This is a genomic window from Paenibacillus nuruki (assembly GCF_963311185.1).
Taxonomy (GTDB): domain Bacteria; phylum Bacillota; class Bacilli; order Paenibacillales; family Paenibacillaceae; genus Saccharibacillus; species Saccharibacillus nuruki.
The window spans coordinates 3,235,085-3,259,309 of the sequence record NZ_OY725677.1 but is presented as its reverse complement, the minus strand read 5'-3'; the positions used below and the strand labels follow the sequence as shown (position 1 = coordinate 3,259,309).

13 protein-coding genes are annotated in these 24,225 nt (G+C 39.3%); 5 read left to right on the top strand and 8 right to left on the bottom strand.

Annotated features, from left to right (window positions below; all coding sequences use genetic code 11):
- Positions 1–3: 3 nt before the first annotated feature.
- The 8 genes from RCP16_RS14520 to RCP16_RS14485 form a co-directional block, all read right to left on the bottom strand.
- The gene (locus tag RCP16_RS14520; protein ID WP_308640626.1) at positions 4–3,171 is read right to left on the bottom strand and encodes an alpha-mannosidase; all 3,168 of its coding nucleotides are present in this window, start codon (positions 3,169–3,171) and stop codon (positions 4–6) included.
- A gap of 16 nt (positions 3,172–3,187) precedes the next feature.
- Positions 3,188–4,153 (bottom strand): carbohydrate kinase family protein, encoded by a 966-nt coding sequence (locus tag RCP16_RS14515; RefSeq protein WP_308640625.1) that lies wholly within the window; start codon positions 4,151–4,153, stop codon positions 3,188–3,190.
- A gap of 98 nt (positions 4,154–4,251) precedes the next feature.
- Positions 4,252–5,148, bottom strand: coding sequence for a carbohydrate ABC transporter permease (locus RCP16_RS14510; RefSeq protein WP_137221186.1), 897 nt, complete (start codon positions 5,146–5,148; stop codon positions 4,252–4,254).
- 111 nt (positions 5,149–5,259) lie between these two features.
- Positions 5,260–6,990 carry an extracellular solute-binding protein gene (locus tag RCP16_RS14505; RefSeq protein WP_083243386.1) on the bottom strand — a complete coding sequence of 577 codons (1,731 nt, stop codon included), beginning with the start codon at positions 6,988–6,990 and terminating at the stop codon, positions 5,260–5,262.
- A gap of 56 nt (positions 6,991–7,046) precedes the next feature.
- Positions 7,047–8,018 carry an ABC transporter permease gene (locus RCP16_RS14500; RefSeq protein ID WP_069326700.1) on the bottom strand — a complete coding sequence of 324 codons (972 nt, stop codon included), beginning with the start codon at positions 8,016–8,018 and terminating at the stop codon, positions 7,047–7,049.
- A gap of 57 nt (positions 8,019–8,075) precedes the next feature.
- Entirely contained in the window at positions 8,076–8,837 is a 762-nt protein-coding gene (locus tag RCP16_RS14495) for a sugar phosphate isomerase/epimerase family protein (RefSeq protein WP_308640624.1), read from the bottom strand.
- Positions 8,834–9,760 carry an aldo/keto reductase gene (locus RCP16_RS14490; RefSeq protein WP_308640623.1) on the bottom strand — a complete coding sequence of 309 codons (927 nt, stop codon included), beginning with the start codon at positions 9,758–9,760 and terminating at the stop codon, positions 8,834–8,836. Before RCP16_RS14490 ends, RCP16_RS14495 begins: the two co-directional genes overlap by 4 nt.
- A 359-nt stretch (positions 9,761–10,119) precedes the next feature.
- Positions 10,120–11,130 (bottom strand): LacI family DNA-binding transcriptional regulator, encoded by a 1,011-nt coding sequence (locus RCP16_RS14485; protein ID WP_137221182.1) that lies wholly within the window; start codon positions 11,128–11,130, stop codon positions 10,120–10,122.
- A 234-nt stretch (positions 11,131–11,364) separates the two neighbouring features.
- On the opposite strand from RCP16_RS14485, the gene gutB reads away from it, so the two are divergent.
- From gutB to RCP16_RS14460, 5 genes are all read left to right on the top strand, one after another.
- Positions 11,365–12,432 carry a sorbitol/xylitol/iditol dehydrogenase GutB gene (gene gutB, locus RCP16_RS14480; protein ID WP_308640622.1) on the top strand — a complete coding sequence of 356 codons (1,068 nt, stop codon included), beginning with the start codon at positions 11,365–11,367 and terminating at the stop codon, positions 12,430–12,432.
- Positions 12,433–12,574: 142 nt separating this feature from the next.
- Complete coding sequence (locus RCP16_RS14475; RefSeq protein WP_308640621.1) at positions 12,575–14,419, top strand: motility associated factor glycosyltransferase family protein; 1,845 nt, start codon at positions 12,575–12,577, stop codon at positions 14,417–14,419.
- Between the two features lie 47 nt (positions 14,420–14,466).
- A complete protein-coding gene (locus tag RCP16_RS14470) occupies positions 14,467–19,533 on the top strand; it encodes an Ig-like domain-containing protein (RefSeq protein ID WP_308640620.1) in 5,067 nt (1,688 codons plus the stop codon).
- Positions 19,534–19,718: 185 nt separating this feature from the next.
- On the top strand, positions 19,719–20,636 hold the full coding sequence (locus tag RCP16_RS14465) for a PD-(D/E)XK nuclease family protein (protein WP_308640619.1): 918 nt from the start codon (positions 19,719–19,721) through the stop codon (positions 20,634–20,636).
- Positions 20,637–20,664: 28 nt separating this feature from the next.
- Positions 20,665–24,180 (top strand): PAS domain S-box protein, encoded by a 3,516-nt coding sequence (locus RCP16_RS14460; protein WP_308640618.1) that lies wholly within the window; start codon positions 20,665–20,667, stop codon positions 24,178–24,180.
- The last annotated feature ends 45 nt before the right edge of the window (positions 24,181–24,225 follow it).

Here is a 24,225-nt window from a genome sequence, read left to right as displayed (position 1 = left end):
AGGTTACACCTCTTGAAGAGAGATTAGGAATGTACGAATTTCATAAGGTGCAATGTCTATCGACAATGGAGAATGATGTTGTTCACCAATCGGTTGTTCCATCAGATTACATTCTTGCCAGCTAGTGATTTTTAGATCGCTAGTGATCTGAAGTGCTGAACGGATACCACCATATTCATGAACACGAAGTACAACCAGATCGTGATCTTCTGCTTTTTTGACTGCATCAATCATGACATGTGAAGCAGACAGAGTGAACATAGAGAATGAAGAAGGCTGTGTACTTAAGACACGCGCTGTACCTGAAGCGATCTGAAAAGGTTGATTTAATAACCATGCTTCTTGAACGGTATGCCCATCTAACCAATCTCCAGCATGAGGGTAAAGTGAATACGTAAACTCGTGTTGCCCGTAATCTGCTTGCGGATCAGGGTAGATCGCAGATTTGAGAAGCGACAGACGCATCACATTGTCTTTGATATCATAGCCATATTTACAATCGTTCAGCAGACTCACACCATAATTACGTTCAGACAAATCAGCCCATTGATGACCTACACTTTCAAATCGTGCCCAATCCCAGCTTGTATTCCAGTGAGTAGGACGCTTCACATTACCGAACTGGATATCATAGGTAGCTTCTGTAGAACGAATCTGTACAGGGAAAGCGACTTTGAGTAATTTTTGACGTTCTTTCCAATCGACATGTGTTTTGAAGTCGATTCGGCGACTATGAGCATAGACGATTAATTGCTGTGTGATCACTGTCTCATCATACTGCCAGACAAATTCTATTATGGTCTGAAGCGTTCCTGTTTCCAGTAAACGTACAGAGATGAGATGATTGATTTCTTCCATCTTTTCTTGATAAAAAATATCGATATCCCATGAATCAAAGTTCATCGGTTTGTCTTCAAACAATTGCAATACATTGCCCCGAGCTTCTGGAGCAAGCACTTGACGTAAATTTTCCAAATCCATAATTTGAATCAGTTGTCCTTGTTTATTCCATTGCAGTTCATAATAAGGAGTTACTAATTTGCCTTCTTCATATAAGAAAGGTACAGAATCTACTGTTGTCGTATCGTCGGAATCAACAACAGGCTGATAGTGAATTGTGCGTACTCCCATCGATGGAAGGAGAGGCGTGTGAACAATCCAGTGATCGTTTGCACGTTGCACTTGTAAAGGATGTTGCTGATCGTCTGTCCATGTGTACGCATCGGCTCCACATAATGCAAATGGAATCTGAACCGTAGACGAAACTGCCCATGAAGAACTATTGAATACAGTGATGGTGTGATCATCTGTTGTTAATACTGTTGAAGCAGATGTCCATGCTTGCTCACCGATCTGCTGAGCTTGGGCATATTCTTTGGTGCTATCTTCATAGACTTCTGCAATCGAAGAGCCTGGAATAATATCATGGAATTGATTACGCAAAATGATTTTCCAACCTTCATTTAATTCTTGCTGATTGTAGTTTGACCAGTCGGACTGAAGGACGCTACTCATCGTCTGTAGCCATTCGGTTTCCCGATAAAACAACTCTAATTTGCGATTCATTTTTTTGTTATATGCCTGGCTGGTATACGTACCGCGGTGATATTCTAAATACAACTCCCCATCCCATGTATGCACATAACGATCCGTCTGATCGAACGACTGATGCAACTGTTCGAAATAATCGTCAGCCCGTCCAGTGGTTACATGAGGAACACCGGGTACACGATCCAATTGACGACGAAGTTCTAACATTTCACGATTTACGCCACCGCCGCCATCTCCATATCCATAGGATAAGAGTAAGTTCTGATTGACTTCTTTGTTCTGATAACTATTCCAGATGCCTTGAACAGTCTGAGCTTCAATCAACCCATTATACGTATAAAAGAAAGAATTACCGCCTTCCCAATCATCCGGTGTCGTAATAAAATGAGTCAGTACTTCTGAACCATCAATACCACGCCATTGGAATGTATCATGCGGCATCCGATTGACTTGATTCCAACTGATTTTGGTCGTCATAAATGTATCAAAACCTGATTTTTTCAAAATTTGTGGCAATGCCCAGCTGTAACCGAATACGTCGGGTAACCACAAATAACTACTGGATACACCAAATTCTTGTTCGAAAAAGCGCGTTCCGAATAAAAATTGTCGTACAAGCGATTCGCCAGAAGTTAAATTACAATCGGCTTCTACCCACATGCCACCGCCAGCTTCCCAGCGACCTTCGGCAATACGTGCTTTAATCTTTTCATAAATATCAGGATAATCTTGCTTAATATAGTCGTACAATTGAGGTTGTGTCTGAAGAAAAATATAATCAGGATCATGTTCCATTAAGCGCAGTACAGTGGAGAAGGAGCGTGCTGCTTTTTCACGGGTATGTTTTAAGCGCCATAACCAAGCGACATCAATATGTGTATGTCCAAGAGCGGTCACAGTGACAGGATGAGTCTGCTTCATCGTATCTAATTGTTGATCTAACTGCTTAGCAGCAGCATAGACTGATTCATAGAAAAGGTCTGAGCCAGGCTTCGACCAATTGATCAGCTGGAACGATTGATCCAGACATGTGGTCAAAGCAGAACGTTCATACACCGTTTCTGGTAGAATCGTGATCGCTTGTAAGATGGCTTTAGCAGTATAAAAAAAGGTATCCACTTGTCGATCCAACCATGCGATCTGTGAGCGTTTGAGCTGATGATTCATCTCACGAGGAATGCCACCACCTTCAAGCCCTGACCATAAGCGGAAATCAAGTCGGGCTTCACCAGAGTATCCCACAGGAAGAATCATCTCGATATGATTGCTATCTACACCTTGATAAGGCTGATTGTTCCAGTACGCTAATGATTCAAATCCACCATTGTTACCGCCTTCGGTGATACCAAAGTCGAACAGTCCAACTACAGTATGGTTACACCATGCCACAGGAACGTTAACAGAGGCAGAGAGCCATAGATAACGGTCTCTACCTTTCCAAAAATCGCCTGTACGCATCACTGTATTCGGATGATCTAGTGTTGCTGTTGGGGGGCGCATCCCATTTTCACCTGTGATATCTTCGATTGCGATGTATTCGGATACCTCGAAAGCCTCCCGATAACGGAGTGGTTCAAGTTGCTCAAGACGTTTTTTTAATTTATCTTCTGTGAAAAACATAGTGTGCCTCCCTTAATCAGACAATAACTTCCCAATCGTCTGCAATATGTCCAGCTTGTTTGGCGATAAAATCTTCGACTCCTGCTTGATCCGGTATCCCTGTATTGCCACCATAAGCCGATACTGAAAGGGCTCCGCACGCATTGCCATATTGCAGACATTCTCCTGTATCGTGTCCGGTTAATACACCATACATGTACCCCGCATTAAAACTATCTCCAGCACCTGTTGTATCGACTGCTGTAATCGTGTACGCAGAGCGGTAGACCATGTGATGATTCTGTACAGAAACGGCACCACGTGAGCCCATTTTAACAACCAAATGTTCAGCGTGTTGCGACATTTTGTTAATCGACTCACGAATTTCGCTACAACCTGTGTAATGTAATGCTTCCAGTTCATTGAGAAAGAAAATATCAACTTCACTCATAATTTCAAAAATACCGCTGTACCATTCACCGCTATCGTCCCAACCGACATCAAAAGAAATCGTAGCGCCAAAAGATTTAATCTTTTTGATCATTTGAATATACGCATCATGATTACGACTACCTTGATAACCGGTTAAATGCACATGCCGACCGTATCGCATACTGTTTTCATTCAAGTCTTCCATCCGAACTTCAGCATTAGAACCCATATAGGTGATAAAAGAACGATCTTGTTCAGGGTTAATCGCAATCGAAATTCCAGTGTTATTATGTTCACTTTGACGAATATAAGAGGTATCAATATTCAATTCACTAAACTCATCCAAAATAAAACGACCGTAATAATCACTTCCCAAAACGCCATTAAAAGCGACTTTGAGTCCCATTTTAGCGAGTGCCATCGAGAATAGAGCAGCACCACCGCCAATATGAATCAGCATATTTTTGACGAAAACTTCTTGACCTGGAAGTGGCATCTGATCACTGCCTGCCACAATCAGATCAATATTAGCATCACCGATAGAGACAACATCGTATTGTTTTTCGTTCAATGATAATCCCTCATTTATTTAAGGACGTAGCGCATCCCGATTTGTGTACTCTATTTCTGTAGGGTAATGGTAATCGCCCATCGGTTGAGATATTGGAATTATCCTTTGACCGATCCGACCATAATCCCTTGGACAAAATACTTCTGAATAAACGGATAAACGGTAGCAATCGGCACAACAGAGATCATGACCATCGCCATCTTCATCGATTCGGTGGTGACCGAGTTACCGGCGCTCATCATCGCATTCATGGATAAGTTTTTACGCATCGCCTCAGCAGCAGTTAACATTTGTTGTAATATCGTCTGCAAAGGTCTTAATTTCTCATCTGTGACATAGAATGCGCCAGAGAACCAATCATTCCAGTGCATAACCCCATTAAAAAGACAGATCACGGATAAGACCGGCATACTGAGCGGAATATAGATACGGAATAACACTTGAAAATCATGAGCACCATCGATCTTCGCAGATTCTTCCATACTTTGATCAATCGATTGGAAAAAGGTACGAACCAGTATTAGATTCCATGCGCTATACAGGGTAGGGATAATGTATACCCAGATGGTATTGTTCAAGTTGAACATTTTCAAAACCATAAAGTAAGGAATAATACCGCCATTAAACAACATAGTGAAGACGATAAAAATACTAGCTATACCGACACCGGGTAGGTTTTTATTTTTAAGTGCAAAAGCCGCCATCGATGTAAGCAATACACTTAGAAAAGTTCCTATAATCGTACGAAATAAAGTGACTTCCATGCCTTGCAATACCGCTGGATTTTTGAAGACTTCAATATAGTTAGAGACAGAGAAGACACGAGGCCAGAATGCAATACCACCGAGCGAAGCATCTTTACCGTCATTTAAAGAAAGCGCCAGAATATTAACAAGTGGCATCAGAATAACCAGACACAATACCACCAATAACATATAGTTGATCACAATAGCGATGCGCTCATTGAGCGGTGCGTTGCCTACTGCTTTATCCATCTGCATAACCTCCGCAGTTTTAATTTGATAGGGGATGCTTGAACATCACATCCCCTGAGCAGTTCAGTGGTAAAACATGATCAGATCATTGAGGATACTTACGACTTGTTTTTAGAAAAAGGCATCAATATAGAACACGACAGAAGAAGGATCGGCATTGTATTTCTCTTGTAAATATTTCTCGTATTGTTCGACTCCAGCATCTTTGAGCTGTTGACGATAATCATCAAGTAGTTTTGTAGCTTCAGTCATATCTTTAGCGAAAAAGGCTTGTACAAGCACATCTTTGTACGAATCCAGTACCGGTTTGAGTGATGCTTCAATATCAGGAACTTCTGCTAAATAAGAAGCTGCGGTATAACCATCCCAGTATTTGTATTTCGGATTACCATAATTCATCAATTCAAAATACAGTTTGTAACGATCCGGTTGGGAATTCGCACTGCGGATCAATTCACCGAAATCTTTATTATTGTTCACATCGGTTTTGCCAAGTAGACTTCCCCAGAAATAAGGAATTGTATTGCGTTCTTCACCTGGGTTATTTTTCATGACATCAAGTACTTTGTCTGTATAGATATATTGCCCTTTATCATTGACCTTGTAATCTTCGCCTTCAACACCATAGTTCCATAGCGTTTTACCTTCTTTACTGGCTAGGTAGTCCATGTATTGAATAATTTGTTCTGGATTTTTGGTAGTGGAAGGGATAGCGACTACTTGGCTACCTGATTTTTCTTTTTCATAAATAGCAGTTTCGCCTTTGTAATTTTCCATTTGATCCATTGGTAAATATTTTGTTTTTTCAAACATCGTTAATGAATCAGGAGCGATATTCATATAGGAAGAGATGGCGTAAGAACCATTATTGTAAGCTTCTTCTGCACGAACACCATCCATATTGAAAGCTTCTTTATCGAGTAGACCTTCTCTAAGCAATTTTTGTACAAATTCAATACTTTTTAGTGCGTAATCGGTCTCAGCTACATGTTTAACTTGTCCATTATCAACATCAAATTGTGTACCGTTACCGAAATCGAAGTTTTTGAACAGCGTACTGGTGACTTGACCGCCCCATTTACGTGGGCCAATCACAGTGATTGGTTTACCATTATTATCTTTAAAGTTTCCAGCTTTGATTTTGATTGCTAGATTGTATAGATCATCTTGTGTTTTGATGGTAGAAGGATCAACATTTAATGCTTTTGCAATATCTGCGCGAAGCCATAATCCACCACGGTAGTGAATACGGTCAGCATCGGTTGTATTTTTGGCAGGGATATTCATATGAATAAAGTACACTTTGCCGCCAAACTCTGGGCGGAACATCACGTTTTCTTTAGTATCACGAGGTAAGAAATCTGGGTCGAGATAGTTTTTGAGCACTTTGGTATTTTTGAGGTAAGGGCTTAAGTCTGTGAATAGACCTTCACGAGCACCTTTGAGAAGTACATTCATTTCAGGGCGACCACCATGATCGAGATAAGCTTCAATCACATCAGGTAAATCTCCAGTCGCTAGCGCTACCGTTAATTCTTGTAGTCCATCTGCTGCACCGCTGGATTGCCAGTTGATCGTCATGCCTGTTTTTTCTTTGATTTTGAGGGCTATCGGGTTCCCCACTTGATCATCAGGTAATTGTGCACCATCACCTTCAAGAAAAATACGTCCGGTCAAATCACGATTGGCGATAAATCCACCTTCACCGCTTTTGCGACCATCCGCAGCTACTTGGCTAGTCGCTTCACTACCACTACTGTCTGAAGAACAAGCAGACAACAACACAACCATGAACAATAAGAGACAAAGTGTAAGTGAAGTTTGGCGTTTGATCGTTTTCAATGAAATCACTCCAAATGGTTTATTGAATTACAGGGGAGTTACCGATTGAGTTAGGACTACCAGAGACTGGCTTCATTTTTACTAAAGCGTTTGACTAGATAGTTGGTTACCACAACGAGGATTAAGCCGACAAGACCTTGTAAAAGACCAACTGCTGCACCATATCCATACTGTCCTTGCATCATACCTACACGTAATACATAGGTGTCTAGAATATCGGAATAATCCGAGTTACCCGCAGTACGAAGCAAATAGTTTTGCTCGTATCCTGTAGTTAACAGACTACCAATATCCAAAATAAACAGGATAGCAATGGTAGGGCGAATAGAAGGGAGTGTAATATGCCAGATTTTACGCCATTTGCTTGCGCCATCCATTTCAGCGGCTTCATAAAGGGTAGGATCGATTCCAGCCATCGAAGCTAGATAGATAATAGAACCCCAACCGATATTTTTCCAAAGATACGTCAGAAACATAATGAGATAGAAATAATGACCATCCATCATGTAGAAAATACTACCATCGCCACCTAGAGCAGCCATAAATTGATTGAAAATACCATCATCAGGAGCTAGAATTTTATTGGTAAATGCGGCAACAACCACCCAGGAGAGGAAGTAAGGGAGATAGGAGATCGTTTGGGTGATCGATTTGAAACGTTTGGAGCGAACTTCATTTAGCATTAAAGCAAGCAAGATCGGGAAAGGGAAATACACAATAATTTTGAGGAATCCAACAATAAACGTATTGAGAATTAGCTGTGTAGCATCCGGGTAAGAGAAGAATAATTTGAAGTAGCGAAGCCCTACCCACGGCCCACCGAACATCCCTGCATTGAATCGAAATTCTTTAAATGCCATCACCAGTCCTGCCATAGGAAGATAGGAGAAGATAACAAAAAAGATAAGACACGGTAGCAACATCAGGTACAAGTAGCGGTTAACAACAATCGTTTTCCATAGTCCTGCCGAAGATGCTTTTTTGCTCTTCGTTGATTTTTTCGGAACGGAATCCAGTTCGGCTTGCATGGCACTACTCCTTTCATACTGGCGAATACACATGTATAGCGAAATGATACGGGTAGATTAGAGCGTTTTGATTAATGTATTTAAATAATTCAGACTGGATTCCAGACTATCCATCGGTGAACCTGGGCAATAATCCTGTTCGACAGCGTACCACTCGACCCCATTCTGTTCGCCCCATTGTAAAAGAGGAGCAAAATCGATGGTACCGCTACCTATTTCAGCGAAATAGCGCTGTTCATCGTTTGTCATATCTTTAAAATGTAAGATCGGCATACGGTGAGTATATTGACGAATAATAGTGAGCGGATCAAGATCAGCTTTTTTCACCCAATACGTATCAATCTCTGCATAGACAGGTGTCGCTTCATCATATTCAAGTAAATATTGCAGTGCATATTGACCTTTTATCATCGTATGAAATTCCCAATCATGATTATGGAATCCCACTCGATAACCTTTTGGCGATACAATAGCAGATACTTTGCGTAGCTCACGTCTCACATAGAGATAGCCTTCTTCATTTTTGTGCTCATCAGGTAGAGAGTGACAGATCATATCTGGTGTACCAAAAAGATCAGCTTCAATGATGACTTGCTCCAGATCATTTTTCATTCGTTCTAGACCCACATGCATCCCAGCAGTGCGAAGACCTATTTCTTGCATAACAGCGGCGATCTCGGCAGGATCATTACCATGTAGCCCATCAATCTGGACGGCTGTCCAACCCATTTTGCGAAGTTCTTTGAGCGTGTAAATAAAGTCCTGTTTGAGTTCATTGCGTACTGTGAACAATTGAGCAGCTAATTTATGTTGGATCATGATCGTTCATCCCTTTCCAAATTAAGCCATTGTAGATCAGATTCGTTGATATCCAACGACAACACTGCAAAAGATTGAGCCAATTCATCCGAAGTACGAGGGCCGATAATGGCGGCAGTTGGAAATGGACGATGAAGAACAAAATAAAGCGCAATTTGTGTAGGGGTAACTTTTTTCTCATCTGCTAAGATCACAGCACGACGATAACGTTCCCAATTCGGTTCGCTGTAATACACGCGTACCATTTCTTCATTAGATCGATCTTCTGGAGAAAAAGCACCGGAGAAAAATCCGCCTGCTTGTGCTGACCAAGAGAGTAGTGGTAGCTGGTTGTTATCATGCCATAAAGTGGTATTTTCATCCGCCGATACGCAACCCGGCCAACGTGCTTCTAAAGCAATAGCAAGAGAAAGGTTAGGGCTGTTGAATGTGAATCCTTTTAACCCTTGCCGTTCTGCATAATCATTCGCTTGTTGAATTCGTTGGTAACTCCAGTTCGAAGCACCAAATGTACGAATCCGACCTTGAGATAAATGTTCGTTAAGGATATCGATAATGGGTTCGACAGGAACCGATTCATCATCTCGATGTAACGCATACAGATCAATATAATCGGTACCCAACCGCTCAAGACTAATCAGTAGATCATGGGTAATTGATTCGGGATTGACTCTGGCAGTGGTCTCACCCTTGAGAGGATGAACACATTTGCTAAGTAATACTAATTGATCACGATTGTTGTTCTCTTTCATCCATTGTCCAATGATGACTTCGCTATTGGTGTATTGGTATGCCATATCAATAGTAGTACCACCAGCAGCTACAAATTCATCCAAAATCCATGTACCATTCATTTTCGATAAATCACCTGTGCCTATAATCAAGGGTGAAACGGTTATTTCATCGACAATAATTGTTTTCAACTGAATTCCTCCTTTTATGGAATCGATACCATACGGATATCTAAGCCATTTTATAAGAACAACTATAATGAGAAACAAGTGAGATCAACAACAATTTCTATAATATGGTATCGATTCCAGAAAGTTAAAAATGTGATATCTGTTATCTGGAATCGATACCACATTGTGAACTTACCTTTACATATACAATGAATGACTTGGGACTGAGAAAAGGAAGATAAAGCTGTTAAATTGATAAATAATGTGAGGTTAACTAACTTATGAAGTGTCTTAGAAGAAAATTTATGTTGAAATCGTTTTGATATGAGACATTATATTACGTATCTTTTACAAATAACAAGTACAAATTTGAAATGAATTTAATTTATTTTTTTACAACTATCTCTTATGACTAGCTCATGCTGTAAAACGATATCTGTTTTTTGTTGTGTTTTGGGACGTGTAATTAATTTGTGTAGACTTTCTAATGAAATCTGTCCCATTTCATAAATGGGTTGTTGCATCGATGTGATTGCTGGACGAACAATATTAGTGATTGTACTACCATCAAAGCCGATAATCGAAATATCATCAGGAACATGTAATCCTTGATCGAGTGCACAGTTCAAAGCACCTACAGCCATATCATCACTCGCTGCAAACACAACTGTGGGGCGATTTGGAAGTGCAAGTAGTTCTTTCATCAATGCTTGTCCGCTAGGAAGCTTATAATCACCAAACTTAATATAATCAGGATTGATAGCGATCTCATGTTTGATCAAAGCGTCACGAAATCCATTGTATCGACTCTGCCCTGAAGTAATATCCTGTAGATCACCACCCAGATAAGAAATAGCTGTGTGACCTGCATCAATTAAGTACTCTGTAGCATCAAAAGCCGCCTGATAATCATCGATCAATACAGACATAAATGTAGGATCAGGAGATTTTACACTGGAAAATAAAATCGGCATCGTTGCATTTTGCACAAACGATACAATATCATCATTTGTTTTTTCATGCATAATAATAATGCCTTCTACTCTCATTTCCTGAAAAATATACAGGTACTTGAGTTCTTTACTCAGGTTCTCTGCAATATTGCAGACGATCAAGTTATAACCATATTTACTTGCATTTTCTTCAATACTACTCAAAATGGTCGAGTAGAAGTTGGAGGTAAGATCGGGAACGATAACACCAATCGTATTTGTTTTTTGTTTTTTGAGACTACGAGCAATATGGCTAGGGGAATATTTGAGTTCTTCAATCGCTTCATTTACTCGTGCCAGTACATCTTCGCTAACATATTTCTCACCGTTCAATACTCTGGATACACTGGTGACGGATACGCCGGCTCTTTTTGCAACATCTTTGATTTTGACAGTCATATCGCCAACTCCCTCAACTGGAAAAAAAGTAAGAGTATTTGTATCAAAAAGTACAATCGCTCTTTACCATATATTGACGAATCCCTGCATTTTCGTCAATCATTCCCTGAAATTAGCGAAGAGATGGATAGCCAATCATTTTAACTTCCAGCTATTAAATGGTAAACTATATCTGTAAGTAAGCGCTATCATATCACGAAATTTTGCAGATTGCTAGAGGGAGGAAAAAATTTTATGTCGAATCATGTTGAGATTCCCAAAACGATGAAAGCAGCTGTTATGACAGAGCCAGGTCACATCATTATCGAAGAAATTCCGGTTCCTACACCTCAGCCAGATGAAGTATTAATTCAAGTGATTGCTGTAGGCGTATGCGGATCAGATGTACATTATTATGAGCATGGACGTATAGGTCCTTACGTGGTTGAAAAGCCAATTATTTTGGGACATGAATGTGCAGGAATAGTAGTGAGTACAGGTAAAAAAGTATCACGTTTTAACGTCGGAGATCGAGTCGCTATCGAACCGGGAGTAACGTGTGGACATTGTGAATATTGCAAAGAAGGACGTTATAATTTGTGTCCAGAGGTACAATTTTTGGCGACACCACCTGTTGATGGAGCATTTGTTCAATATATTGTGATGCGTCAGGACTTTGTTTTTCCTATTCCAGACCATCTTTCTTTTGAAGAAGCCGCTATGAATGAACCTTTTTCAGTAGGAATTCATGCCGCTAGACGTTGTCATCTACAGCCCGGTTCTACAATAGCCATTATGGGAATGGGACCTGTTGGATTAATGGCTGTCGCAGCTGCCAAATGTTTTGGAGCTACACGTATTATCGTCACTGATCTAGAACCGGTACGACTAGAAGCTGCTCGCAAAATGGGTGCGACTGAAGTGATCAATGTCAGAGAAGAAGATGCTGTTGCCAAGATCAAAGAGTTAACGGGTGGCAGAGGCGTCGATGTCGCATGGGAAACAGCAGGAAATCCCAAAGCATTACAAAGTGCGTTATCATCTATTCGCCGTGGTGGGAAATTAGTGATTGTTGGATTGCCTCCACAAGATCAGATTCCTATCAATGTGCCTGCGATTGCGGATAATGAGATCGATATCTATGGTGTGTTCCGTTATGCCAATACATACCCGATGGGAATTGAATTTCTCTCTTCAGGTAAAGTGGATGCCAACATCATAATTACAGACAAATATCCATTATCTCAAACTCAAGAAGCCATGGAACGAGCGATCCATCACAAAAATGCCAGCCTCAAAATTATTGTTTATCCAAATGAGTGAATAATATTCAAAAAATGTCGTAAGTTGCCGATATTAGGGGAGAGCTCTAATATTGGCGACTTTTTCTATTTTTCAGAGAAATAAGGATGTTTTTAGCTGATATCTATCGAACAAGCATACAGTTTGAATGTATACACATATTATGTTTAGAAAAGAGGGCACAATGACTTCTTTATCCGGTCTGTCATTTTTGAAAGCTAAATTTCCTAAAATAAAATTATTAATAGAAGCAGAACATCATAAAAAAATTCCTAAGCACTTAAAATTGTCTACAGCTGTTAATCAAGCTGCTCAATCCAATATATTTGCTGAGTATCAAGATAGAAAAGCGTATCTACATAATTTTGATTATCCAGAAAAAGAAGCTGTTCAATTTTTAAGTTCATTGCAGGGAGAGCATATTGATCATATCGTTTTTTATGGAATCGGCATGGGTTACCATATCCAGCATTTTCAAAAACGATTTCCAAATGCGACTTACTCTGTATATGAACCTCGTCTAGCAATTGCAGAACAAGCTGTTACTCATATAACCAAAGAAGTTTTTGAAGATGTACATTGGAGATCTTTTGAGATATCAACGTCCCCTAGTCACTATCTTCATTTTTTGCAATCATTTATAGATCGTACGCCAGGAACGATAGCGCTAGCGATTCTTCCATCATATGAATATTTATTTGAGCAAGAAACCAATCGTTTTAAGGAAGCTTTTGATCAAATATTAAAACATAAGCATAACAATATGATGGTGAGTCAAAAGTTTGGTCTTCATTGGGTAGAAAATAGTCTACGTAATTTCAAGCATGTCTGTCATACACCTAATATTTTTCAACAGAAACCATATTTCAAAGATAAGCCTATTGTACTCGTATCCGCTGGCCCGTCTTTGGAGCAAGAAATACCTTATCTTCGTCAAATTAAAGAGGAGCAATCTGCTTATATCTTTACAGCAGGTTCTTCCCTTTCGGTGTTGATCAATCATGGAATTTATCCTGATGCTGCTTGCAGTTATGATCCAAATCCGCTTAATTATCGAGTGGTTGATAAAGTGAAAGATCAGAAGATTGACCGGATTCCTCTTATTTTTGGTTCTAGTATAGGAGAACATATTTTAGATGAATACCCTGGTGAAAAATTACATGTTATTACTACTCAAGACACGGTATCTTCCTACTTTTTCCCTGCCGTCAATACAGGTTATCCAGTAGTACAAGATGCGTCATCTATTGCAATTATAGCTCTTCAAATAGCTTCGAAATTAGAATGTGGACTTATTATTTTAGTCGGGCAAAATTTTGGTTATCACAATGGCAATCAGTATGCCAGTGGTATTGATTATGTGAACCCCACTCAACAATTTGATCCGAAGTTATCGATTCAGACGGAAGATGTAGAAGGGAATATGATATACAGTAATCCTTCTTTTCTATCGATGAAAAAAGAGATGGAACTGTATATTAAAATGCTAAATCCCAAACAAGTTATTAATACAACTAAAGGTGGGGCTGCTATTGCAGGGGCTAACTTTATGTCTTTGACAGCTGTAATCGATCAATACCTTTCTGCTAATACGATCGATTCTAACTGGATGCATCAGCAGGAATTATATCCGCTACATCATATTGAACCTGCAAAATATCAGTTAGAACAAGAACATCAAAAGGTACAGAAATCGATGGTAGAAATTCAACATATTTTTAGAGATATGAGTTGGTATGTGCAAGAACAACAAATCGAGTCACTATCAACATTATTCCCGATTTTTGATACTGCTTTTGAGCGGTGGCTAAATAATGGATTCAGTAAAATGATTCTTATTCCGTTGAATCGAGTTCATTATGAGCGGCTATATCAGCAAGTAGAAAACATATTTCAGGAACAGCATCCTGTGGAAAAAGCAAAAGCCATTTTATATTATTATGGTTCTTTTATGCAGCAAATTGAAAAATCGTATACGACCATCTTACCTTTGTATAAACAACTATAAGTAATCTTAGATATAAATAAAACTTCTAAAAAAGGGGATCATTATTAATGGGAAAACTAAAAAGAAAAAATCCAACTCAACAAACAAAATGGGAAAAATCAAGCAAAGCTATAGGTATCAGTTTGACTTTGATTCAACTAGCTAATATGTATTCTCCGATTATTCCTCGCGCAGGAGCAGAAGCTATGCCTAGTGAGTATAGTTCTTCTAGTGAGAATAACACCGATTCTGTAAATAATGATGTGTATGGAACACCTAGTGTTGAAGCGAACCCAACATTTAGGTTGCAAAGTTCAGAAATATCTTCATCATCAGGCATTAGTTTGATTGATTTTAGACCGACTTCTTCTGGATTAACCTCACTTATTCCTACGCTGGGTATGTCTTTTTCTAAGCAAGTTCAATTGGGAACAGGTGCAATCAGCATTTATAGAAGTAATGATAAAAATAAAGTTGAAGAAATTAAAGTTTCTAGTGGTCGTATGGAAGGAGCTACTTACAATTTAAGTGGCAGTACGTTGCAGATCTATACAAATGATACATTGCCAGATCAGACTGAATACTATGTAAATGTAGATCCAAGAGTAATTATAGATGAAAATGGCGTACCGTTCTCTGGTGTGACTGGAGAGAATACATGGACATTCCGTACACCTGATTTTACAGCGCCAAAAGCCAGTTTTGAGAGTAATTATAACAGTGGCGTAAGCAGACCGATCTGGCTCAAAATGCAATTTGATGAGTCTATTCATAAACGGTACGGAAGTATCATTATTCGCAATGCAGCAGATGACAGTATTGCTATGAAAATGAGCACATCAGGGGGTTCATTTCTCACAGAAAGTGGACAGCCTGTTTTTTCTTTTATAGATGAGAATGCATTTCATTTTCAGACTCAAGGATTAAATAGTGGAACTGCTTACTATGTAGATGTCACTTCAGGCACATTTAGTGATGATTCTAGTAATACTTTTCCAGGTATTCAAGGGTCACAAGGGTGGAGCTTCAAAACTGTAAGTACCGTGGATACGACGAATCCATCTTTGATATCGCATGGTGCATCTGAAGATAGTCTAGCACCAACGTTATATTTAACATTTGATGAAGTTGTAGAACTAGGTAATGGAGCGATTACGATTTATCGTGCGGACAACGATCAAGCTGTAGAAAACTTGATTGTCTCGGGTGGACATATTTCAAGTGCAACCTACAACCAATACAGTGGAGCACGTTCTATACGGATTGAGACGCAAACTTTATTAGACGATGAAACGGAATACTATGTATCGATTGCACCGAATACATTTAAAGATACCGCAGGAAATAGCTTTTCCGGATATAGTGGGAAAGATTGGATCATCCGTACACCAGATCGGACTGCACCTAAAGCCAGTTATGCGACGACTTATCCAGAGCAACAAGGAGATCCTGTTAAACTAAAACTATTCTTTAATGAAGATGTGAAGGTCAATAACTACGGAAGTGTTATTATTCGCGAAGTGGCTGATAATAATGCAGTAATGACGATGTATGCTTACAGTGGACATTTCAATGCAAGTAGTGGAAGTTTGTACTTGAATCAATCTGGCAATACGTTCTATTTTGAAGCATATGGATTGAACAGTGGAGTAGAATATTATGTAGATATCCAATCGGGTACATTTGTAGATCAAGCAGGCAATGGGTTTGGTAGATTTACGAATGCGAAAGAATGGAGTTTCAAAACATCTACTACTATAGATACAAGAAATCCATCTTTGATATCGCATGGTGCATCTGAAGATAGTCTAGCACCAACGTTATATTTAACATTTGATGAAGTTGTAGAACTAGGTAATGGAGCGATTACGATTTATCGTGCGGACAACGATCAAGCTGTAGAAAACTTGATTGTCTCGGGTGGACATATTTCAAGTGCAACCTACAACCAATACAGTGGAGCACGTTCTATACGGATTGAGACGCAAACTTCATTAGACGATGAAACGGAATACTATGTATCGATTGCACCGAATACATTTAAAGATACCGCAGGAAATAGCTTTTCTGGATATAGTGGGAAAGATTGGATCATCCGTACACCAGATCGGACTGCACCTAAAGCCAGTTATGTGACGACTTATCCAGAGCAACAAGGAGAACCCGTTAAACTAAAACTATTCTTTAATGAAGATGTGAAGGTCAATAACTACGGAAGTGTTATTATTCGCGAAGTGGCTGATAATAATGCAGTAATGACGATGTATGCTTACAGTGGACATTTCAATGCAAGTAGTGGAAGTTTATACTTGAATCAATCTGGCAATACGTTCTATTTTGAAGCATATGGATTGAACAGTGGAGTAGAATATTATGTAGATATCCAATCGGGCACATTTGTAGATCAAGCAGGCAATGGGTTTGGTAGATTTACGAATGCTAAGGATTGGAGTTTCAAAACATCTACTACTATAGATACAAGAAATCCATCTTTGATATCGCATGGTGCATCTGAAGATAGTCTAGCACCAACGTTATATTTAACATTTGATGAAGTTGTAGAACTAGGTAATGGAGCGATTACGATTTATCGTGCGGACAACGATCAAGCTGTAGAAAACTTGATTGTCTCGGGTGGACATATTTCAAGTGCAACCTACAACCAATACAGTGGAGCACGTTCTATACGGATTGAGACGCAAACTTTATTAGACGATGAAACGGAATACTATGTATCGATTGCACCGAATACATTTAAAGATACCGCAGGAAATAGCTTTTCCGGATATAGTGAGAAAGATTGGATCATCCGTACACCAGATCGGACTGCACCTAAAGCCAGTTATGCGACGACTTATCCAGAGCAACAAGGAGAACCTGTTAAACTAAAACTATTCTTTAATGAAGATGTGAAGGTCAATAACTACGGAAGTGTTATTATTCGCGAAGTGGCTGATAATAATGCAGTAATGACGATGTATGCTTACAGTGGACATTTCAATGCAAGTAGTGGAAGTTTATACTTGAATCAATCTGGCAATACGTTCTATTTTGAAGCGTATGGATTGAACAGTGGAGTAGAATATTATGTAGATATCCAATCGGGTACATTTGTAGATCAAGCAGGCAATGAATTTGAAGGATTTCCTCCCAATGCGAAAGAATGGACATTCCAAACAGTCGATCATCCTCCAATACTTCAGTCTTATGGAGAAACGGGAGAAATCGATACGTTAACACCAAAACTGAATTTGTTATTTAACGAGTCAGTTGAAATGAATCAAGGAAGTATTGATATTTACCGAAACAGTGATGATACGTTAGTCGAACGATTGAATATTACCAGTGGGCAAGGCATGGGTGCCGATTACCAAACGTATAGCGGAGGACGGGTCTGGAATATTCAGACTTCACAAGTGTTAGATGATCAGACCGATTATTATGTATCGATTACACCGGGTGCGTTCAAAGATAAAACTGGTCATGATTTTTCAGGGGTGATCGGGAAAAATTGGATCTTCCGTACGCCAGATCGGACTGCACCTGAAGCTAAATTTTCTACTAATTATAATAGTGGTGTAGGTGCACCTATTTGGATTGGTCTAGAATTTAATGAACAAGTTCGTCCATCTACCGGTAATATTATTATTCGTAATGAAGCTACTGGTGAAAAAGAAATGGTTATTCAAACTTCAAGTGGATATTTTTATAATGAAGCAGGAGAAGGTGTATTCTCTTACGAGGATAACAATAGATTCTACTTGCAAACACAAGGATTAAACAGTGGCGCTACTTATTATGTAGATATGTCTTCAGGTATGTTTGTAGATATCGCAGGTAATGTATCTAAACCTGTCTATAATAGTGATGATTGGAGTTTTACAATATCTAATTATGCTAAAGGCGATATTGTATCCTTATCCTATGGCATATTAGAGAATCAAGTGATTCGTAATTTACCAGTTCAACTTAAAGCTGGAGAACTTTTACGTGGATTAACACTTACACCTAATGCATATGCACTGGTATATAATTCTAATGGATCACCTGTGAATTCAGCTACTGTGATTACTACAGGTATGCAAGTGAAAGTATGGTCTACAAATGGGACAAGTAAATCATATTCACTAGAAGTAGAAAAATCGACTTCTAAGAAATCCGACTCAGATAAAAAAACAGGTAATAATCAACCAAGTACACCAGTTAGCTTTGCGCCTACAAGTCCAGTATCATCAACACCTGTACCGACCGCAACAGGTGGTAGTGGAGGAGCACAACCACAAGCGACAACAGGTAATTCGTCTAATAATGGAACGTCATCTGTTCCAAGTACGACTAATCCATCGTCTGGAAATAGTGCACCTGTGATTACATCGAGTCCAAATGTACTGGTTATCGTAGCACCTCTACAAGCTGTAGCAGACACAGTGAGCTTACAAGCGAATAGTCCGTCTACCAATGCACTTGTTTATTACTATGATAATAACTGGGATAAATGGATTGCTGTGCCGACAACACGTGAGAATAATAATCTGAAAGCATCTGTTCCGCAAGGAGCATGGACTTCAGTGATCGCGAACTCGAATATGGCGCAGCCTCAAGACACAATCAACAGTTGGGCGAATAAAGATATTTTGAAATTAATGAGTCTGGATATTGTACAAGGAGATGCAGCAGGTAGCTATAATCCACAACAAGCTGTGAATCGCTATGAAATGGCAGTTATGCTTGCCAAAGTGCTACGCTTGGATATTCCTACAGTATCTGTGGCTTCGGTAACTACGGATAATTCTGCAATGCCAGCATGGGCAGAACCTTATGTACAAGCAGTATCTGCACAAGGAATCATGGTCGGCGATAACAACGGATTTAACGGAACACGTTCGATTACGCGCGAGCAATTAGCTACAATGATTGGTCGAATGTTACCAACGTCTACGACAACTACTTTATCGCCAGTAGATTATAAAGATGCTAAAAAAGTATCTGCATGGGCAACACAAGGTGTGCAAAAAATGAATACACTTGGGCTCATGAGTGGTTATCCAGATCAGACGTTCCGTCCGAATCAGGAAGTGACCCGCGAAGAAATGGCAGCTGTGCTCTCCAAATTAGTCGATATCCTTTCTTCATAGGATCTATGTATATCTTACACAAATCGGTAGTGCCTATAGGTGCTACCGATTTTTTTTGCCATTAGAAAAACTCTATAATTCTTCTGATAAAATAACTAGAATAGCCTCGTTATTAGCTCAATATTTGTTATAATTTAAACTATGATGACAATCTATAGTTCAAAGTCATAGAAAGGCTGTCTGGCATGGCAAAATACCCGCAATGGTCTTATTCTCAATCTCGAGCAAATATGTTCGATGAATGTTTACGCAAATATTATTTTCACTACTATGCTGCTCATAATGGTTGGAGTGAAAAGCTGGGCTCAGAAGAACAAGTCCATGCTTATCGTTTAAAACAATTACGCAACTTCTATCTATTATTTGGTGATCTGGCCCATCGGATGTGTGAATCGGCACTTCGCCAATGGGAAGAATCACAAACGGCTCCAAGACAAGCATTTTTGTTAGAGAAAATGCGTAAATTATTGAATGAAGCATATATTCAATCTCAAGATGTAGAAGCTTGGTTGAATAATCCTAAATACCATACAATGCTTTCCGAAATATATTACGGTGACGATACATTGAATAGCCGAATAGCTACGATTAAGCAGCGGCAAGAAGAATGTATTCGGCATTTATACGATACGTTAACCTGGAAAGAAGTCACACGTTCGGATATGAAGATTTTAGAAATTGAAAAATGGGATACGATGATATTATTCGATACTAAAGTCTATGTGAAAATGGATTTATTGTATCGCAAACCGGATGGTACTGTAGTAATTGTCGATTGGAAAACAGGACGTGAAGACGATTTCTCAGATCAACTGTATCTGTATGCTTCGTATGTAAAAGAAAAGTACAATATGCCACTGGAGAAAATCCAGATTCGTGTTGAATATCTGGTAACAGGCGAATATAAAGAATATCGGATTACTTCGGAAGATATTATTAAAGTGGAACAAAGTATTGGTCGATATATTGAAGAAATGAAGTCTTGTTTGGATGATGATTATTACAATCGTCCCAAGCCAGAATCCTTTTTTACACCGATGCCTTCACAGCGCAAGTGTAAAGACTGCAATTTTCGTGAAATTTGCGAATTTAGGGCGGTATGAATAGTGATGATTAAAGGAGGATGGGTTTGTGTTTAATGCTTCTACCCCAGAAGAATCTGTACTAGCCCATATGTATGCCAATACCCCCGAAGGTATTGCGATATTTTCTGCGCAAGGGCAATGTGTACAAGCCAATCCTGCATTATGCCGAATATTAAAATATGAAGAGTCCGAATTACGGAATCTTTTAACGATATGGAATGTAGCTGATGAATGGCTAACAGATCAAGTAAAACATAGCACCACCATAGAAAAAGTAGAACGTCGTTGGATGAACGCTGACCATGTCCCTGTGTGGTTATCTATACATGTTTCTTATGTATTCTCAGATCAGGAACAGCAGTTACAATACATGATGATGTACATTACAGTCGTGCAAGATCGGGAAGCCGAAGATTTATATTCGATGATTGTACGTAATTCTTCCAGTATTGTTTCTGTGAGTGGAGCCGATGGCAATATTCAATATGTCTCGCCTTCAGTCAAAAAGATTTTGGGATATGAACCGTCTGAAATGGTTTCTCGAATGAGAATGGAATACTACCATGAAGAAGACGCACAAGAAATGTACCAACCTGGAAGTATGTATGCAGATGACAGAACATTTATAAGACGTGTTAAACATAAAGATGGTCATTATATGTGGTTAGAAATTTTTACACAATTAATGCGAAATGATCAGGGTGAAGTAGAAAAAGTACTCGCTATCGCTCAAGATGTCACCAAGCAAAAGTCAGAAGAAGATATTATTGCTCATGCGCATCGGATGGCTTTACTGGGTGCATGGAATTGGGATCTACAAGGAAATACGATTCACTTTTCGAAAGATATTCGCCGAATCTATGCCAAAAGTATAAAAGCAGTTGAAGATAATCTTGATTCGTATCTGGCGGTTGTACATCCCAAAGATGTGGAGCAGGTAAAGTATTGTATCGAAAAGGCTATTCACCAAAAAACAAGCGAAGAAATGCGCTACCGGATTCGGTTACCCGGCAATGTACAGAAAGTGATTCATGGATACTGGGAAGCGACGCTTGATAAAGAGACTCAGCAACCATTGCAGTTGATAGGACTGGCTCAAGATATTACCGAACATTACCTGATTAGCGAGCAATTGCGTGAAAGCGAACAGAAATACCGTATTATTACCGAGCATTCATTAGATATGATCTCCCGTCATGCTGATGATGAACACTCGACTTTTCTATATGTCTCTCCTGCATGTCGATTGATTCTTGGCTATGAAGCAGAAGAATTGATCGGAGGTCCGGGGTATAGTCATATTCACAAAGAAGATTTACCGTTATTTGTTCATTTTCTTAAAGGTGTACGAGAGCAAAAAAATGAAAAAGAAACGGTTGTTTTTCGTTGCCGTCACAAAAAAGGACATTATGTCTGGTTAGAAACGACAAGCCGGTATGTGTACAGCCCAGAGGGAGATGCCTATGGATATACAGCAGTCTCCAGAGATATTACCGAACGCAAACATTTAGAAATGGTTCTTCAAGATAATGAACATCGCTACCGTTCTTTATTTGAAAATAATCCTTCCGGTGTATGTGCAGTTGATCTCAAAGGGCATTTTATCTCGGTAAATAGTAGCCTGGAAGAAATTACAGGGTATTCTCGGTATCATTTGATCGGGCAACCGATATTGTCTTTATTTGAAGAAAGTAGTATTGAGCGTGTCATCCATCATGCTAAATTAGCAAGACAAGGAATCCCGCAGACGTATGAATTAAATGTATATCGTCAAGATGGTTCACTATTTCCTGCCAACATTACCAATATACCGATTGTAGCTCATGGGGAAGTTATCGGATTATATGGAATCGTGACTGAAATTACAGAATTAAAGCAATATATTCATCAGATTGAACGCTTAAGTAATGAGCATTCTCTTATTTTAAATGCAGTATCGGAAGGTATCTTTAGTATCAATAGTGAAGGCGAAGGAATGTTTATTAACCATGCTGGTGCGATGATGCTAGGGCTGGATATTGAAGATCATTTATCCGATTCTACACGTACAAATCAAATTCGTAACTGGGGCATTCAAGATGATGATGTGTTAGGTGAAGAATCTTCTATTATTCAAGCAATCCGCCAAGGTAAACCCAATCAAGAAGAAGAAACAGTCTTTTGGAAAAAAGATGGGTCTAGCTTTCTGGCTGCTTATCAGGTGACGCCTGTTATAGATCATGGAGAACAACGGGGTGCAGTAATTGTATTCCGCGATATTACAGGGGAAAAAGAAATTATTCGAGCCAAAGAATCAGCAGAACGCGCAGATCGAGCGAAGTCTGAGTTTTTGTCTGTGATGAGTCATGAATTACGTACACCGATGAATGGCATCATAGGTATGAGTGGACTGCTTGCAGATACAGAATTGGATGAACAACAGCAAGGGTATCTGGATATTGTCTGCAACAGTAGTGAGACATTATTGCATTTGTTAAATGAGATTCTGGATTTCAGTAAAGTCGAAGCTGGGAAAATGACACTGAATACAGAGCCCTTTAATTTACGATCGATTTTGGATAATGTACAAGAATTATTTACATTTAAAGCACAAGATAAGCAGTTGGATTTGGTATTTGAGATGGATGAGTCGATACCACACTGGATGGTAGGAGATGCAGGTCGTATCCGACAAGTGCTTGTAAATCTGGTTGGAAATGCGATTAAATTTACAGAGGCAGGTTCAGTTACTGTACATGTTCGTCCGTTAGAACGTGAAGAAGGACAGTCTGCGATTTGTGAAGAGTTATGGTTAGAATTCTCAGTTAAAGATACAGGAATCGGGATTCCCATTCATCAGCAATCCCAGTTATTTCAACCGTTCTCCCAATTGCATCCTGTGTTAAATCGGAAGTACGGAGGAACAGGCTTAGGATTATCTATTTGTAAAAAGCTAGTTGAGTTGATGGGTGGAAGTATCGATGTAACCAGTGACGAGAATAGGGGCGCTACATTCTACTTTGTATTGAAATTAGAAGTATCTGCTGAATTGAACGATCTTGCTGTTTTGCCTTTAGATATAGAATCACGCTCTAATCCTATTCGATTATTAGAAGATGTACAGGTCACTTCCGAATATTATCCTATGCGTATTCTAGTAGCAGAAGATTATGTAGCGAATCAGAGAGTATTACTTGCCATGCTAAGTAAATATGGTTATGAAGCTGATCTGGTAACTGATGGACAACAAGCCGTACAGCAAGCCACAGAATCCCATTATGATCTTATCTTTATGGATGTGCAGATGCCGAATATGAACGGAATAGAAGCGACTCAGCACATTCATAATTATTATACAGCTCAAGACATGCCGATCATTATTGGAGTTACTGCTTTTGCAAGAAAAGAAGATCGGGAACGTTGCCTAACAGCAGGAATGAATGATTTTATCAGTAAGCCAGTTATCACTGCGGATCTACAAAGAGTCTTATCTCAATGGAGTCAGCATATTCATCATCGTGTAGATTCATTTGCTGCTCGTTCTCAATCTTCTTTACAGTTTGAAAAAGATCATCAAGAATAAAAATAGGCACACTCAAGCTAATAAAAAAAGCGTAATTCTCCTATA

What these genes read in the sequence shown, in the direction of transcription:
- RCP16_RS14465 (WP_308640619.1), top strand. Translation starts at nt 19,719, where the DNA reads ATGGCAAAATACCCGCAATGGTCTTATTCTCAATCTCGAGCAAATATG.
- RCP16_RS14475 (WP_308640621.1), top strand. Translation starts at nt 12,575, where the DNA reads ATGTTTAGAAAAGAGGGCACAATGACTTCTTTATCCGGTCTGTCATTT.
- RCP16_RS14485 (WP_137221182.1), bottom strand. Translation starts at nt 11,130, where the DNA reads ATGACTGTCAAAATCAAAGATGTTGCAAAAAGAGCCGGCGTATCCGTC.
- RCP16_RS14495 (WP_308640624.1), bottom strand. Translation starts at nt 8,837, where the DNA reads ATGATCCAACATAAATTAGCTGCTCAATTGTTCACAGTACGCAATGAA.
- RCP16_RS14510 (WP_137221186.1), bottom strand. Translation starts at nt 5,148, where the DNA reads ATGGATAAAGCAGTAGGCAACGCACCGCTCAATGAGCGCATCGCTATT.
- RCP16_RS14500 (WP_069326700.1), bottom strand. Translation starts at nt 8,018, where the DNA reads ATGCAAGCCGAACTGGATTCCGTTCCGAAAAAATCAACGAAGAGCAAA.
- gutB (WP_308640622.1), top strand. Translation starts at nt 11,365, where the DNA reads ATGTCGAATCATGTTGAGATTCCCAAAACGATGAAAGCAGCTGTTATG.
- RCP16_RS14520 (WP_308640626.1), bottom strand. Translation starts at nt 3,171, where the DNA reads ATGTTTTTCACAGAAGATAAATTAAAAAAACGTCTTGAGCAACTTGAA.
- RCP16_RS14470 (WP_308640620.1), top strand. Translation starts at nt 14,467, where the DNA reads ATGGGAAAACTAAAAAGAAAAAATCCAACTCAACAAACAAAATGGGAA.